This is a genomic window from Streptomyces sp. NBC_00224 (genome assembly GCF_041435195.1).
GTDB lineage: Bacteria > Actinomycetota > Actinomycetes > Streptomycetales > Streptomycetaceae > Streptomyces.
On the sequence record NZ_CP108106.1, the window covers coordinates 2,315,684 to 2,331,069 of the forward strand.

15 protein-coding genes are annotated in these 15,386 nt (G+C 71.8%); 3 read left to right on the forward strand and 12 right to left on the reverse strand.

All coding sequences use genetic code 11. The features are described from left to right. The gene (locus tag OG965_RS10365) at positions 1 to 1,284 is read right to left on the reverse strand and encodes a glycoside hydrolase family 10 protein (RefSeq protein ID WP_371651394.1); all 1,284 of its coding nucleotides are present in this window, start codon (positions 1,282 to 1,284) and stop codon (positions 1 to 3) included. Positions 1,285 to 1,448: 164 nt separating this feature from the next. Here OG965_RS10365 and OG965_RS10370 point away from each other — a divergent pair, with 164 nt between their 5' ends. Both OG965_RS10370 and OG965_RS10375 read left to right on the forward strand, forming a co-directional pair. After that, the gene (locus OG965_RS10370) at positions 1,449 to 2,309 is read left to right on the forward strand and encodes a 3-hydroxybutyryl-CoA dehydrogenase (RefSeq protein ID WP_371651396.1); all 861 of its coding nucleotides are present in this window, start codon (positions 1,449 to 1,451) and stop codon (positions 2,307 to 2,309) included. Between the two features lie 200 nt (positions 2,310 to 2,509). Next, positions 2,510 to 2,767, forward strand: a complete 258-nt coding sequence (locus tag OG965_RS10375; protein WP_371651398.1) for a hypothetical protein — start codon at positions 2,510 to 2,512, stop codon at positions 2,765 to 2,767. Positions 2,768 to 2,782: 15 nt separating this feature from the next. Here OG965_RS10375 and OG965_RS10380 read toward each other — a convergent pair whose 3' ends face one another. The 10 genes from OG965_RS10380 to infC form a co-directional block, all read right to left on the reverse strand. Further along, on the reverse strand, positions 2,783 to 3,319 hold the full coding sequence (locus OG965_RS10380) for an NUDIX domain-containing protein (RefSeq protein WP_371651400.1): 537 nt from the start codon (positions 3,317 to 3,319) through the stop codon (positions 2,783 to 2,785). Positions 3,320 to 3,370: 51 nt separating this feature from the next. Beyond that, positions 3,371 to 4,711 (reverse strand): transcriptional regulator, encoded by a 1,341-nt coding sequence (locus OG965_RS10385; protein WP_371651402.1) that lies wholly within the window; start codon positions 4,709 to 4,711, stop codon positions 3,371 to 3,373. A gap of 256 nt (positions 4,712 to 4,967) precedes the next feature. Then, the gene (locus OG965_RS10390; protein ID WP_371651404.1) at positions 4,968 to 6,035 is read right to left on the reverse strand and encodes a PP2C family protein-serine/threonine phosphatase; all 1,068 of its coding nucleotides are present in this window, start codon (positions 6,033 to 6,035) and stop codon (positions 4,968 to 4,970) included. 219 nt (positions 6,036 to 6,254) lie between these two features. Continuing rightward, positions 6,255 to 8,783, reverse strand: coding sequence for a phenylalanine--tRNA ligase subunit beta (gene pheT, locus OG965_RS10395; protein WP_371651406.1), 2,529 nt, complete (start codon positions 8,781 to 8,783; stop codon positions 6,255 to 6,257). After that, positions 8,783 to 9,904, reverse strand: coding sequence for a phenylalanine--tRNA ligase subunit alpha (pheS, locus tag OG965_RS10400; RefSeq protein ID WP_371651407.1), 1,122 nt, complete (start codon positions 9,902 to 9,904; stop codon positions 8,783 to 8,785). The genes pheT and pheS overlap by 1 nt, the downstream gene beginning before the upstream one ends. A 148-nt stretch (positions 9,905 to 10,052) precedes the next feature. Continuing rightward, a complete protein-coding gene (locus OG965_RS10405) occupies positions 10,053 to 11,177 on the reverse strand; it encodes a sensor histidine kinase (RefSeq protein WP_371651409.1) in 1,125 nt (374 codons plus the stop codon). 82 nt (positions 11,178 to 11,259) lie between these two features. Continuing rightward, positions 11,260 to 12,090: a TrmH family RNA methyltransferase gene (locus tag OG965_RS10410; RefSeq protein ID WP_371651411.1), complete on the reverse strand. Its 831-nt coding sequence runs from the start codon at positions 12,088 to 12,090 to the stop codon at positions 11,260 to 11,262. Positions 12,091 to 12,372: 282 nt separating this feature from the next. After that, on the reverse strand, positions 12,373 to 12,759 hold the full coding sequence (rplT, locus tag OG965_RS10415) for a 50S ribosomal protein L20 (protein WP_114037952.1): 387 nt from the start codon (positions 12,757 to 12,759) through the stop codon (positions 12,373 to 12,375). 104 nt (positions 12,760 to 12,863) lie between these two features. Beyond that, positions 12,864 to 13,058 (reverse strand): 50S ribosomal protein L35, encoded by a 195-nt coding sequence (gene rpmI / locus OG965_RS10420; protein WP_329466136.1) that lies wholly within the window; start codon positions 13,056 to 13,058, stop codon positions 12,864 to 12,866. A gap of 99 nt (positions 13,059 to 13,157) precedes the next feature. Continuing rightward, the gene (gene infC / locus OG965_RS10425; protein ID WP_371651414.1) at positions 13,158 to 13,853 is read right to left on the reverse strand and encodes a translation initiation factor IF-3; all 696 of its coding nucleotides are present in this window, start codon (positions 13,851 to 13,853) and stop codon (positions 13,158 to 13,160) included. A 342-nt stretch (positions 13,854 to 14,195) separates the two neighbouring features. On the opposite strand from infC, the gene OG965_RS10430 reads away from it, so the two are divergent. Next, positions 14,196 to 14,561 (forward strand): DUF1844 domain-containing protein, encoded by a 366-nt coding sequence (locus tag OG965_RS10430; RefSeq protein WP_371651416.1) that lies wholly within the window; start codon positions 14,196 to 14,198, stop codon positions 14,559 to 14,561. A gap of 79 nt (positions 14,562 to 14,640) precedes the next feature. Here OG965_RS10430 and OG965_RS10435 read toward each other — a convergent pair whose 3' ends face one another. After that, entirely contained in the window at positions 14,641 to 15,378 is a 738-nt protein-coding gene (locus OG965_RS10435; protein ID WP_371651418.1) for an SseB family protein, read from the reverse strand. Positions 15,379 to 15,386 lie beyond the last annotated feature (8 nt).

Sequence of the window (15,386 nt, forward strand, 5' to 3'; positions counted from 1 at the left end):
TCACGGCCGCACCCGTCCCGGATAGTGGTCCGCGACCACGCGTGCCATCGCGCCGATCCGGTCCTGGGCGACGTCCTTCGCCGAGAAGAAGCAGTGGCCCCGCACGGAGCGGTACTTCCGTGCGAGCGTGAGGTGGCGGGACAGCTCGGCCGGGTCCTGCCACGCCGCGGGCTGGGCCGGGTTCCCGGCCTTGTAGAGGGCCTCCCCGACGATCAGCTGGGTGCCGCTGCCTCGCGCGACCGCGTCCCACCAGGGCACGAGCTTGGCGTAGTCGGCGGCCTGGAAGCCGATGTTCCAGTACACCTGCGGGCAGATGTAGTCGATCCAGTGCTCGCGCACCCATTTCCTGGTGTCGGCGTACAGGTCGTCGTAGGTCTGCACACCGGCCGTGGTGGGCGAGCCGAGCGGGTCGGTCGCCGCGTTGCGCCAGACCGCGAACGGGCTGATCCCGAACTTCACGCGGCGGCGGATCTGCTTGATCCGGGCGGCCGTCTCCCGCACCAGCTTGTCGATGTTGTCGCGGCGCCAGGCGGCGCGGTCCGGGAAGCCCGCGCCGTACCGGGCGTACGCGTCGTCGTCCGCGAAGGTCTGACCGGCCACCGGGTACGGATAGAAGTAGTCGTCCCAGTGCACCGCGTCCAGGTCGTAGCGCGCGACCGCGTCCAGCATCGCGTCCTGCACGAACCGGCGGACCTCGGGCAGCCCCGGGTTGTAGTAGAGCCGTCCGCCGTACGCCACGACCCAGTCGGGGTGCACGCGCGCGGGGTGGGTCGGCACCAGCCGGGACGGGTCGGTGTGGTTGGCCACCCGGTACGGGTTGAACCAGGCGTGCAGCTCAAGGCGGCGCCGGTGGGCCTCGCGGACGGCCGTGCCCAGCGGGTCCCAGCCCGGGTCCTGGCCCTGGACGCCGCTCAGATACTGGGCCCACGGCTCGTACGGCGAGGGCCACAGGGCGTCGGCGGTGGGGCGGACCTGGAGCGCCACCACGTTGAGTCTTCGCTCCGCCGCCCGGTCGAGGTGGGCGAGGAGCTCGGCCTCCTGCCGGTCCGGGGGCAGACCCGGTTGTGAGGGCCAGTCGAGGTTGGACACCGTCGCCAGCCACATCCCGCGGAACTCCAGGGGCCGGGGCGGGTTCCAGGGGCGGGCCGGGCCTGGGGTCGCCAGGACCCCGGGCGCACCCTCCGCGGCACTGGCCGCACCCGCTGTGACCAGCCCGTTCATCGCGCCCGCCGTTCCGGCCGCGAGGGTCCCCGCCAACAGTCCCCGTCGAGTGATCCGTCCCACTTGATGACCCCCTCGTCGCTACGAATGTCCGGTGTTGCGCACAGCATGCCCGCCCCACCCCGTGATCCACACGCAGGCGCGGAGTAACGTCGTGGGCCGGGACGGGCGCCGGAATCACACGGGGGACCCGCCAGGACTTTTCTGTCAGAAGCGAAAGGCACGATGTGACCGACATCGAACGCGTCGGAGTGGTGGGCTGCGGCCAGATGGGGGCCGGCATCGCGGAGGTCTGCGCCCGCAGCGGCTTGGACGTGAGGGTCGCCGAGACCACCGGCGAAGCCCTGGAGATCGGCCGTACCCGGCTGCACAACTCCCTTTCGAAGGCCGCCGAGCGCGGCAAGATCACCGAGCAGGAGCGCGACGAGACGCTCGCCCGGCTGAGCTTCACCACCGACCTCGGCGAGTTCGCCGACCGCGATCTCGTCATCGAGGCCGTGGTCGAGAACGAGCAGATCAAGACCGAGATCTTCCAGGTGCTCGACCAGGTGGTGACCCGCCCGGACGCGATCCTGGCCTCCAACACCTCCTCCATCCCGCTGGTGAAGCTCGCGGTCGCGACCTCGCGGCCCGACCAGGTCATCGGCATCCACTTCTTCAACCCGGCCCCGGTGCAGAAGCTCGTCGAGCTGATCCCGGCGCTCACCACCTCCGAGGGCACCCTCAGCCGGGCCCAGGCCATGGTGGAGAAGGTCCTCGGCAAGCACGCGATCCGCGCCCAGGACCGCTCGGGCTTCGTGGTCAACGCCCTCCTCATCCCGTATCTGCTCTCCGCGATCCGGATGTTCGAGTCGGGCATCGCCAGCCGCGAGGACATCGACAACGGCATGGAGCTGGGCTGCGCCCACCCGATGGGCCCGCTCAAGCTGTCCGACCTCATCGGCCTGGACACGGTCGCCTCGGTGGCGGACTCGATGTACGACGAGTTCAAGGAGCCGCTGTACGCGGCGCCGCCGCTGCTGCAGCGCATGGTGGACGCGGGGCGTCTGGGCCGCAAGACCGGGTCCGGTTTCTACTCGTACTCCTGAGCACACCTGCGTACATCGGGGACTTGTCGTCGCCGGGCCCGGCTCCTCTGCGTGAGGGCCGGGCCCGCCGCGTTCACACCCGGTGTGCGGCGCGAGCACGCATATGCTCTTCGCACACTCTCCCGCCCCTGGAACAGGGCGAGTTGACTCCTTGGCGAAAAGTCAATGGCATTCCGCCACAACGACGAAGGAGCCTCGCCGTGCCGAGCGACCCCGGCCATCCGATGGCCGTCGACGAACTGTTCGAGTTACGCCGTTCCCTGGAAGTGGGCCTGGCCCGCATCGATGGACAGCTGACACTGCACACCCACCGCGACGACCAGAGCGAACGCGAACTGACCGACCTGGGCGTGCGGGTGGCGTCCCTGGAACACACGAGGTGGCCGCTGCCCGCGCTCACGGTGCTCACCGCCCTCGGCGCGCTGACCGTGGCGGTGTGGCAGGCGCTGGGGCGGTGAGCGGGTGACGGCGGATCAGCCGTCGCCGAGCCGCATGTGGTGCAGGAGCAGGAGCCCGGCCGCCATGTTGGCGGCCGGGACCTCGCCGCGGGCGATCATGTCGGGTACCAGCTTGAGCGGTATCCACTCGCGCCGCGACGACTCGAAGTCGTCCTCGGGGTGGCCGATGTACTCGGCCGACTCCGACCAGTAGAGGTGGTGCCGGGCGTCGATGAGTCCGTTGGCGGGCTCGACGGTGAGGAGATGGCGCAGCGGGCCCGGCCGCCACCCGGTCTCCTCCTCCATCTCGCGGGCGGCCGCGGCCGCGATGTCCTCGCCGTCCTCGACGACCCCGGCGGCCAGCTCCCAGCCCCAGCTGTCGGTGATGAACCGGTGCCGCCACAGCAGCAGCACCTCGTTGGCCTCGTTGACGACGGTGGCCACGGCGACCGGGCGGAGCCGGATCACGAAGTGGTCGAGGTGCCGCCCGTCCGGGAGGGCGACGTCGGCGAGATTGACGCGGAACCAGCGGTTCTCATACACAGTTTGTTCACTCAGGTTCGTCCACTGCACGTTTTTGCCACCTTCCGACAAGTAGATGGCAATATCGCAGCAGGCGCACGCTCACAGGGGAACGCGCAGCGCCCCGTCGATCAGCTCGGCGGCTTCGTCGGCGCCGGCGCAACCGCTCTCCACCAGATGCTCGCGTACGACGCGCAACCGGTCGCGCAACCGCTGCGACTCCATCCCCCGGGCCCGCTCGGCCATCTCGACCGCCGTCGCGACGGCCCGGTCCGCCTCGCCCTGCCGGAGCTCGATCTGCGCGAGCATCGCAAGCCGGTGCACCCTGCCCCGGTCGTGCGAGGGGGCGCGCGCGGCCAGTCCCGCCTGCTCGCGCGCGGCCGGCAGATCGCCCAGCCGCAGCAGGGCCTCCGCCACCTGGACGTTGACCAGGCCCGGCTGGACGTAGCCGGTCTCGGCGGGTTCGTTCTTCGGCCGGATCCGCTCGGCCGCCCGCTCGGCGCCGCGGATCGCGCCGAGCGCGCTGCGCCCGTCGCCGAGGTGCGCGTACGCCTTCGCCTGCATCGCGTGCAGATCCGCGGCCAGCGCCGGAGTGAGCTGGTGGCCCGCCGTCCGCAGCGCCGCCTCCGCGAACGCGACCGCCTGGCGGTAGTCGTGCATGTACAGCGACTGGTTGACGAGCAGGGCGATCACATACGCGCCGAGCCCCCGGTCCCCGCTCGCCTTCGCCAGCCGCAGCGCCTGGTGGAAGTAACGCTGGGCCAGGCCCTGGGCGTTGGAGTCGTACGCGCAGATCCCGGCGATCGCGACCAGCCCCCCGGTCGCCCGGTGCAGCTGGCGGCCGGTCCGGTCGGTGTAGCAGCCGCGCAGCAGCGGCGCGGTCTCGGAGTTGAGGAAGCCCACGATGCGCGAGCGGGTGGCGATGCCCCCGGCCTTGCGGTACATCAGCTCGTAGTGCGCGCGGGCCGACCGCAGCATCTCGATGTCGCTCTCGCTCACCGCGGTCTGGCCGTGCCGTGACACATCGGTGTCCTCCGGCGGGTTCTCCCACTCCCACACCGGCATCACGGCCGGGGTGCCGGTGACCGCGGGCGCGCCCAGTATGTGCGGGCGCTGCTGCTCGTCGGAGCGCCACAGGGCGGTGGCGCGCTCCACGAACCCGGCGAGCGGCGAGCCGACCGGCGCGACCGGCTCGCCCGGCACGCCGAGCCCGATGTCGTCGAGGGTGACCGGCCGGTGCAGCCGGACCGCGAGCACCTCGCAGATCAGATCGGGCACCTGGCCGCGCGGCCGCTGGCCCTTCAACCACCGTGCCACCGCGGTGTGTTCGTACCTCAGTGCCAGCCCTCTGCCACGGCCGGCCTGGTTCACATGGGCCGCGAGCCCGGCGTTGGAGATGCCGGCCTCGTCGACCAGCGCGTCGAGCAGGGTATTGGGCTGCATCAGGCCCTCCGTTGGCTCGGTGCGCCCAGCGTAGACGAGGCGCGTTCACACGGGGTGTGAAGGGAGTACTCGCATTTATGCGCCGCGCACTCTGCCGCGAGGAAGCGGCTGCCGATTGACTGAACTGCCTCTCCACAGAGGCGTGCTGGGCCGCCGGCTCCCCCTCGTACAGTGCGGCGGCCCGCTCCCGGCGCCGCCGGTCCTGCCGAACTGCCCGTCACTCCGCGGCAGGACCGACGGCGCACGCCCGACCGGCTCAGCGCCGCGCCCGCGCGGTCGGGACGGCCGCGGTCTGTGCGGGCACGCGCACCCGGTCGTTGCGCAGCACCATCAGCGCCACGTCGTCGGCGAGCCGTCCGCCGGTGTGCCGCAGCAGCTCCCGCTGTACGCAGTGGACCACCGCGGCGGGTGACAGCGGGGTGTCCAGGGCCGCCCGGGCGAGTACTTCCTGCAGCCGGAAGAACCGCCCGGCGCGGTCCCGGGCATCCTCGGCGCCGTCCGTGTGCAGACACAGGGCCTCCCCGGGCAGCAGCCGGGTGCAGCGGTGCAGCGGCAGTTCGGCGGGGAGGGGGAAGGAGCCGAGCGGGGGCAGCGGGTCGCCGGGCAGCAGCGGCTCGGCGCCGCCGCACAGCCGGTAGGGCCACGGATGGCCGCAGTTGAGGGCGAGCACCAGGCCGTCGTCCCGGATCTCCAGGAGCAGTACGGTCACGAACTCCTCGGCGAGCGGGCTCTCGGGCTCGCCCGCGCAGCAGGCCGGATGCTCGCCGCGGGCCCGCTCGCGCAAGTGCCGTTGCAGCGCCCGGTCCAGGCGCCGCAGCACGCCCGCGAGGTCCGGCTCGTCGTGGGCGGCCTCGCGGAAGCTGCCGAGCACCGCCGCGACCGCGCCGAGCGGGCCGAGGCCATGCCCGCGCACATCGCCCATGATCACGCGCACCCCGTACGGCGTGGCCATCACCTCGTACAGATCGCCGCCGACCACCGCGCCCCGGGCCGCACAGAGCTGTCCGGCGGCCACGGTGAGCCCGTCGAGGCGGGGCGGCGGCGGCCGCAGCAGCACCCGCTGGGCGGCGTCGGCCACCTCCTGCACCTGCCGCAACTCCCGTGCCGCGCCCAGCCGTACGCCGTGCACCAGACAGATCACCGCGAGCAGGAAGGCCACGCAGGTGGCGATCCGCAGGCCCATGGACTCGTCGGTGGCCAGCGGGCAGGTCAGCTGCCAGCCCACCACCAGGGCCAGCCACAGGCCGGGCAGCGCGAGGGCGAGGCCCCGGCCCGTACCGAGGGCGCTCGCGCAGGCCGCCGTCCAACTCCTGGTACGGATCATGCCGTCGGCCCCCCTAGGCCTCTGCACCGTTCACCCCTGTACCGGCTGTCACCGGTTGCCCCGGCCTTCACGACCGGATTGATTCTGTCGACGGTGCGCCCCCTTTTGCGTACATCGCTCCCTCTTCTCACCCGAACGAGTGAGAACACGTGAGGACATGTGCGAAGGGCGCATCCGGAGATCCGGATGCGCCCTTCAGAGGTCCTGCCTGCCGGCGGGTTATGCCCCGCGGAGCACCGCGCCCGTGCGCTCGGCGGCCAGGGCCACCGCCGCGTCGCGGGCGGCCGAGGCCTCCTCGACGGTCAGCGTGCGGTCGGCGGCGCGGAAGCGCAGCGCGTACGCCAGCGACTTCTTGCCCTCACCGATCTGCTCGCCGGTGTAGACGTCGAACAGCCGGATGGACTCCAGGAGTTCACCGGCGCCGCCGCGCAGGAAGTACTCGACGACGGCGGACGGGACCTCCGTGTCGACGACCAGCGCCACGTCCTGGGTGGCCACCGGGAAGGTGGAGATCCGCGGCGCCTGCAGGGCGCCCTCTCCGGCCTTCGCGAGCAGGTCCAGGTCGAGCTCCATGGCGCAGGTGCGCTCGGGCAGGCTCAGCGCCTTGACCACGCGCGGGTGCAGCTCGCCCGCGTGCCCGATGACGACGATCTCGCTGTCGATGACGACGGCGAGCTCGGCGCACCGGCCCGGGTGCCACGGCCCGTACTGGCCCTGCTGGACGATGAGTTCGGCGCCGGCCTCGTGGGCCAGGGTCCGGGCGGCCTCGACCGCGTCGGCCCAGTCCGCCGGGCGGCCCTTGCCCCACCAGCCGGCCTGCTCGCGCGCACCGGCGAGGACCACGGCCGCGTGCCGGGGCTGCGAAGGCAGCACGGCGTCGAGCGCGGCGATCTCCTCGTCGGTGGGACGGCGGTCGACGGGCAGCTGGACGGCGACGCCCTGCCGCTCGGCGGGCTGGAAGACCAGACCGGTCTCGAAGAGGGCCAGGTCGTGGCTGCCACGGCCGTCGTTGCGGCGCAGCGAGGTGAGCAGCCCCGGCAGCAGCGTGGTGCGCAGCGCCGGCTCCTCGTCGTTGAGCGGGTTGACCAGCTTCACGACGCGGCGGGCCGGGTCAGCGGCCTCCAGGCCCAGCTGGTCGAAGACCTGCTCGGAGACGAACGGGTAGTTCAGCGCCTCGACGTAGCCGGCCCCGGCGAGCGCGCGGCCCGCCCGGCGGTGCAACCGCTGGCGCTCGGTCAGACCGCGGCCGGCGGGCGGCTTCGGCAGGGTGGAGGGCAGGTTCTCGTACCCCTCCAGCCGGATGACCTCTTCGGCGAGGTCGTTCGGCTCGGTGAGGTCGGGGCGCCACGAGGGCACGGTGACGACGAGCTCGTCCTGCCCGTAGACGTCGCAGCCGATCTCCTGGAGGCGGCGCACCACGGTCTCGCGGCCGTAGTCGACGCCCGCCACGCGGTCCGGGTGGTCGGCGGCGACCGAGATGGTGCGCGGCGCGGAGGGCGCGATGACCTCGGTGACGCCGGCCTCGGCGGTGCCGCCCGCGAGCAGCACGAGCAGGTCGACGGTCCGCTGGGCGGCCGCGGAGGCGGCCTGCGGGTCGACGCCGCGCTCGAAGCGCTTGGACGCCTCGGAGGACAGCTTGTGGCGGCGCGCGGTGCGGGCGATGGCGACCGGGTCGAAGTGCGCGGCCTCGATGACCACCTCGGTGGTGCCCCTGACCTGTCCGGTCTCCGGGTCGGTGACCGAGTCGGCGATCTCCGTGTTGGCGCCGCCCATCACACCGGCCAGGCCGATCGGGCCCCGGTTGTCGGTGATGACCAGGTCGGCGGCGTCCAGCTTGCGCTTGGCGCCGTCGAGGGTGGTGAGCACCTCGCCGGGCTCGGCGCGGCGAACGCCGATGGTGCCGTCGACCCGCGTGCGGTCGTAGGCGTGCAGCGGCTGGCCGAGCTCGATCATCACGTAGTTGGTGACGTCGACGGCGAGCGAGATCGGCCGCATGCCGGCCTTCTGGAGGCGGCGCTGGAGCCAGATCGGCGAGCGGGCCTCGGGGTCGAGGCCGCCCACGGTGCGCGCGGTGAAGCGGTCGCAGCCGATCGGGTCGGCGCTCTTCACCGGGTAGCCGTACGAGTTGGGCGCGGGCACGTCGAGCAGCGCCGGGTCGCGCAGCGGCAGGCCGTACGCGATGGCGGTCTCGCGGGCCACGCCGCGCATCGACAGGCAGTCGCCGCGGTTGGCGGTGACGGCGATGTCCAGGACCTCGTCGACGAGCTCAAGGAGCTCGATGGCGTCGGTGCCGGCCTCGTGCTCGGGCGGCAGGACGATGATGCCGCCCGTACCGTCGTCGCCCATGCCCAGCTCGTCGCCGGAGCAGATCATGCCGTGCGAGGTCTTCCCGTACGTCTGGCGGGCGGCGATGGCGAAGTCGCCGGGCAGCACGGCGCCGGGGAGCACCACGACGACCTTGTCGCCGACCTGGAAGTTGCGCGCGCCGCAGACGATCTCCTGCGGCTCACCGGTGCCGTTGGCCGTGCCGACGTCGACCGTGCAGAAGCGGATGGGCTTCTTGAAGCCCTCCAGCTCCTCGATGGTCAGTACCTTGCCGACGACCAGGGGGCCCTTGAGGCCGCCGCCGAGCTGCTCGACGGTCTCGACCTCCAGGCCGGCGGAAACGAGCTTGGCCTGGACGTCACGGCCGGTCTCCGTCGCCGGCAGGTCGACGTACTCCCGCAGCCAAGAAAGCGGGACCCGCATCAGATCTCCATCCCGAACGGCCGGGTGAACCGGACGTCACCCTCGACCATGTCTCGCATGTCTTCGACGTTGTGGCGGAACATCAGCAGGCGTTCGATGCCGAAGCCGAAGGCGAATCCGCTGTACTTCTCGGGGTCGACGCCGCAGGCGGTGAGCACCTTCGGGTTGACCATGCCGCAGCCGCCGAGCTCGATCCAGCCCTCGCTGGAGCAGGTGCGGCAGGGGCGGTCGGGGTTGCCGACGGACTCGCCGCGGCACACGTAGCAGACCATGTCCATCTCGGCGGACGGCTCGGTGAACGGGAAGAAGTTCGGCCGCAGCCGGGTCTTCATGTCCTGGCCGAAGAGCGACTGGACCATGTGGTCCAGGGTGCCCTTGAGGTCCGCCATGGTCAGGCCCTCGTCCACGGCGAGCAGCTCGACCTGGTTGAAGACCGGGGTGTGCGTGGCGTCCAGCTCGTCCGTGCGGTAGACCCGGCCGGGGCAGATCACGTACACCGGCGGCTCGCGGTCGAGCAGCGAGCGGATCTGCACCGGGGAGGTGTGCGTGCGCAGCACCGTGCCGGAGTTCGCGGAGCCGTCGGCGGCCTGGACGAAGAAGGTGTCCGCCTCGCCTCGGGCCGGGTGGTCCGGGCCGATGTTGAGCGCGTCGAAGTTGAACCACTCGGCCTCGACCTGCGGGCCCTCGGCGACCTCGTAGCCCATGGCCACGAAGATGTCCTCGATGCGCTCGGAGAGCGTGGTCAGCGGGTGGCGGGCGCCGGCCGGTACGCGGTCGTACGGCAGCGAGACGTCCACCGCCTCCTCGACCAGGACGCGCGCGTCGCGCTCGGCCTCCAGCTCGGCCTGGCGGGCGGCCAGCGCCTTGTTCACGGCGCCGCGGGCCATGCCCACGAGCTTGCCGGCCGCGGCCTTGGCCTGCGGCGGCAGGGCGCCGATCTCACGGTTGGCGAGCGACAGGGGCGAGGTGCCACCGGCGTGCGCGGTCTTCGCGTGTGCGAGCGCGTCGAGGTCACCGGCCGCGGCGAAGGCGGCGAGCGCCTCGTCCCGCATGCGCTCGATCTCTTCCGGTTTCAGCGCCTCGACCTCAACAGGGTCGTACGACTTATTGGGTGCCGACATCTCTTCCCGTACTTCCGATTGGCTTGGCTGGGGGTCCCGCCACCGCGACCGCGACTGGGCCGCGCGACAGCACGGACACGAACGCGCCAAAGGTCGAGTCTAACGGGGTGGGTGAATGCGGATGCGCCCGTGGGCGGCCCGGCGGTCGCTACTGGAGGTAGGCCGGGGCGCTGACGGGCAGGATAAATCGGAACTCGGCGCCGCCGCCGGAGCCGCGGCCCACCGCGATCGTCCCGCCGTGCGCCTCCACGATGCCCTTGACGATGTAGAGGCCGAGGCCGGTGCCGCCGCGTTTGCTGCCCCGCCAGAAGCGGGTGAAGACACGGCCCATCGACTCCTCGGGGATGCCGGGGCCTTCGTCGCTCACGGTGACGGCCGTTCCCTTCTCGTCGTGCTCGTCGATGCGGACGGGCGCGGGTGCCACCTCGATGGTGACGGTTCCCTCGCCGTGGCGCACCGCGTTTTCCAGCAGGTTGCCCAGGACCTGGTCGATCTTGTCCGGATCCGCCCACAGATCGGGCAGCGGCCGCTGGATGCGGACGAGGAAGCGGTCGGGGGCCTGACCGGCGGCGACATGGGCCTGGATGTGCCGGCCGACGGCGGCCGCTATGTCCACGGGCTGGCGGCGCACCTCAAGGCGGCCCGAGTCGATCCGGGAGATGTCCAGGAGCTCGGCGATCAGCCGGGTTACGCGGTTGGCGTCGGCGTCGACGGTCTCCAGCATCAGCCGCTTCTGGTCGTCCGTGAACCGCTCCCACTTGGCGAGCAGTGTCGCGGTGAACCCCTTGACCGAGGTCAGCGGCGAGCGCAGCTCGTGGGCGACGGTGGCGATCAGCTCGGCGTGGCTGCGCTCGGTGCGCCGCCGGGCCTCGGTCGAGCGCAGGCTCACCACGACCCGGCGCACCGGGCCCATGGGGTGCTCGCGCACGTACCGCGCGGAGACCAGCACCTCGCGTCCGCCGGGCAGCAGCAGATTGCGCTCGGGCTGGCCGACGCGGATGGCGAGACCGCCGTACGGATCGGTCAGCTGCCACCAGCGGCGGCCCTTGAGGTCCTCAAGCGGCAGGGCGCGCTCCAGCTCCACGCCCAGCGCGTCGCGCTTGGCGACCGCGGTGATCCGGGCGGCGGCCGCGTTGAAGCAGATGACCCGGCCCTTCTCGTCGGCGACGACGAGACCGTCGGGCAGGTCCTCGGGGTCTATCCCCAGGGCGCCTTGGCCAACGGAAGGGCACACCAGGGCGTTCTCACCGATGGTCCTCACGCCGACAGCCATCCCCGTATCCCACCTCTCCGAAGCGCACAGTGGGCCCCCGAGCCCGCCACACTACTAGCTGGAGGTGACGGTGCGGACCCCCTCAGCGAGGAGTGCGGGTGCGCTGGGCCCGAGCCGAGGCGTACAGGCACACCGCGGCGGCGGTCGCCAGGTTGAGGCTCTCGGCCCTGCCGTGGATCGGGACGCGCACCACGGCGTCCGCGAGGGCACGGGTCTCCTCCGGCAGGCCCCAGGCCTCGTTGCCGAAGATCCAGGCGGTGGGGCCGCCCATGGTGCCCGCGTCGAGCTCGTCGTCGAGGTCGTCCTCGCCCGCCCCGTCGGCGGCCAGGATCCGTACGCCCGCGTCCCGCAGCCCCTGTACGGCCTGCTCCACCGGCACCCCGACGGCGACCGGCAGATGGAAGAGCGAACCGACCGAGGCGCGCACCGACTTGGGGTTGTACAGGTCCACGGAGGCGTCGGTGAGGACGACCGCGTCGGCGCCGGCGGCGTCCGCGCAGCGCAGTACGGTGCCGGCGTTGCCGGGGTCGCGGACGTGCGCGAGGACGGCGACGAGCTTGGGCCGCGCCTTGAGGATCTCCTCGAACGGCGAGTCCAGGAAGCGGCAGACGCCGACGAGCCCCTGCGGGGTGACGGTCTGCGAGACCTCGGCGAGCACCTCGTCGTCCGCGTAGTGCACCCGGGCCCCGGCGTCGCGGGCGGCGTCCACGATGTCCGCGTACCGCTCCGCCGCCTCGACGGTGGTGAACAGCTCGACGAGCGTCGCCTCCCCGCCGACCCGGTGCTCCACGGCCTCCCGCACGGCCTGCGGCCCCTCGGCGATGAACAGCCGCTCCTTCCCCCGGAAGTTGCGCCGCGCGAGCCGCTTCGCGGCGGCGACGCGGGGGGAACGGGGGGAGATCAGCTCGGGCATGTTGGTCGCGGGGTTCTCTCTACGAGGGGTACGGGGTGCAGGGGGCCGTGCCCTTAAGAGCCTGGCCGTCGGTCGGGTGCGGGTCCGCTTGGGCTGGTCGCGCAGTTCCCCGCGCCCCTGAATGCGCCCCTTCGGGGCGCCCAGGGGATGCCGCGCAGCGGCATTCAAGGGGCGCGGGGAACCGCGCGAGCAACCCAGCACGGTCCGCAGACTCACAAACGCACCCGGACCCGCAGGCCATCGGCCTGCGGGTCCGGTCCGGCTCAACAAGCCGTCAGGCGCTTACGCGGCAGCCTTGGGCGCGTTGACGTCGCTCGGAAGCGCCTTCTGCGCGACCTCGACGAGCGCGGCGAACGCGTTGGCGTCGTTGACCGCGAGCTCGGCCAGGATCTTGCGGTCCACCTCGATGTTGGCGGCCTTCAGACCCTGGATGAGGCGGTTGTACGTCATGCCGTTCTGGCGGGCAGCGGCGTTGATGCGCTGGATCCACAGCTGACGGAAGTCGCCCTTGCGCTTCTTGCGGTCGTTGTAGTTGTAGACCAGGGAGTGGGTGACCTGCTCCTTGGCCTTGCGGTACAGGCGCGAACGCTGACCGCGGTAGCCGCTGGCGGCTTCGAGGATCGCCCGGCGCTTCTTGTGGGCGTTTACTGCCCGCTTGACGCGTGCCACTTGTTAACTCCTTGTAGCGGGGCCGTGGTTGGACTCACACGACCCGAAATCGAATAGGTCCCGGTCTCGACGTCCCGCCCCCGTTGACCGGAGGCGGAGGAACGTCACTTGCCGAGAAGCTTCTTGATCTTCTTGGCGTCGGCCGGAGCCACGACGACCGTGCCCGTCAGCGAGCGGGTCTTCTTGGACGACTTGTGCTCAAGCAGGTGGCGCTTGCCGGCACGCTCACGGAGCACCTTGCCGGAGCCAGTGATCTTGAATCGCTTGCTGGCACCGCTGTGCGACTTGTTCTTCGGCATAGCGCCGTTATCTCCTCGTCAGTGGCGCTCCCAGCCGGTCCGGGGACCGGCGCACGGGAGCGTCATATGTATCGGTAGTCCTGGGCGGGCTGCCCGGGATCAGGCCTCGGCGGGTTCCTCGGCAGACGCCTCGGCCGGTGCCTCGGCGACGGGCTCCGCGCCGGACTCCTCGACCTCGGCCTCGGCCTCGGCAGGCAGACCCTGGCGCTCCGCCTTGCGGGCGGCCTGCGCCTCGCGGGCTTCGGCCATCGCCTCGGTCTTCTTCTTGTGCGGACCGAGGACCATGATCATGTTTCGGCCGTCCTGCTTCGGGTTCGACTCGATGAACCCGAGGTCCTCGACGTCCGAAGCGAGACGCTGCAGCAGTCGGTAGCCGAGTTCCGGCCTGGACTGCTCGCGACCACGGAACATGATCGTGATCTTGACCTTGTCGCCCTGCTTGAGGAACCGGACGACGTGACCCTTCTTGGTGTCATAGTCGTGCGGGTCGATCTTCGGCCGGAGCTTCATCTCCTTGATGACCGTGTGCGCCTGGTTCTTGCGCGCCTCACGGGCCTTCATGGCCGACTCGTACTTGAACTTCCCGTAGTCCATGAGCTTGCACACGGGCGGACGGGCGGTCGCCGCCACCTCGACCAGGTCCAGGTCGTACTCCTGTGCGAGCTCCAGGGCCTTGGCAAGCGGAACAATCCCGACCTGCTCGCCGCTGGGACCGACAAGTCGCACTTCGGGAACGCGAATCCGGTCGTTGATGCGGGGCTCGGCGCTGATGGATCCTCCTCGGTAGCACCACACGACTGTCCGGCAGACAGCCGCGTATGTCTTCTCACTCGGACCAACCGGCGCGGCATATGAAAAATGCCCCGACGGGACACAGGCGGGGCTCCATGAACAACCGGAGCACCGCCGCGGTCAACCGCGGGGCGCACATCGGACGGCTCCATCGTCCGTACGGAACGATGGCGGCCGTCTGACCGGATGACCCGCCGCCCCGGAGGGCAGTCAGGTGGGAGATCGGAGCCTCCACTTGTGGGCCGGACACATGGGAGTGCCTGGCCGGTCGTTACACAAGGTTAGCAGGACACCGGCATGGGGGCCAATCGTGCGCACACCGCCCCACCGCCTATCGTGTGGGGCATGAGTGAGACCTCCCCCCAGTCCCCCGAGACCACCGACTTCGACACCATGACCCGCGACATCGCGGAGGTCCCGGCCGTCGAGGTGATCGTCACGGTCGCCGTGAACCTGATGAGCGCCGCCGCGGTGAAGCTCGGACTGACGGAGGAGGGTGACGAGCACAAGGACCTGGACGAGGCCCGCAAGCTCGTGCACGCGCTGGCCGGTCTGCTCGACGCCAGCACCACCGAGATCAGCTCGTTCCACGCCGCCCCGCTGCGCGACGGCCTGAAGTCGCTCCAGCTCGCCTTCCGCGAGGCCTCGGTCGTCCCGGACGAGCCGGGCCAGGGCCCGGGCGAGAAGTACACGGGCCCGGTGTACGGCTAGTCGCCGATCCTTCCCGTACGAAACGAAGCGCCCCCGGAAGAACCGGGGGCGCTTCTTCATGCGTCCCTACCGCCCGCGCTCAGCGCGTGAACAGGGGCTCGTTGGGCTGCGGGGCCGCGGCCGGGAGCAGGGCCAGGTCGAGGCCGCGGACGAGACGGGCGCGCAGCACCTCGTCGGCGGCGAGCAGCTCGACGACCCGGCGCGCGGCGTCGGCCGGCACCGCGCCGTCGGCCAGGACCAGGGCGAGCGTGCCGTCGGCGCTGCCGGGGCCGAGGTGGGCGCGCAGGACGGCCGGCTCGGCGGCGACCGCCGTGCGCACGGCCTCGATGACCGCCGGGTCGTCGAGCGGGTCCGCGCTGGTGCGCCCCTCGGCCAGGGCGAGCAGCGCCCCGCCCTTCAGCTCGTACGCGACGGGTCCCGCCAGATCGAGGACGACCGTGTCGGCGCGCTCGTGCGCGGCGGCCTGGAGCGCCTGGTGCAGCGGTACGGCGACGGGCCGGGCCTCCGGGTCCCACAGCGCGAGCGAGGCGAGGGAGGTGAAGGCGGGCAGCGCCTTGCGGTCGCCCGCGGTGAGCGTGGGCACCGCCATGTCGCTGGTCTTCTCGCGCCGCAGCCCGTTCTCGTCCGTCTCCACCTCGCCGAGCACGGCGACGACGGGGACGAGCAGCCGGGCGCCCTTGAGCGCGGCCAGGACGCGCGACTGGGCCGCGCCGCTCCCCCTGTCCTCGGCCCAGGCGGCGAGCGCCGCCGTGAGTTCGGGGTCGGCGGTGCCGTCGTCGTCGGAGAAACCGGGGTCCGGGATGTTCTTGAGCGCCACGGCACGAG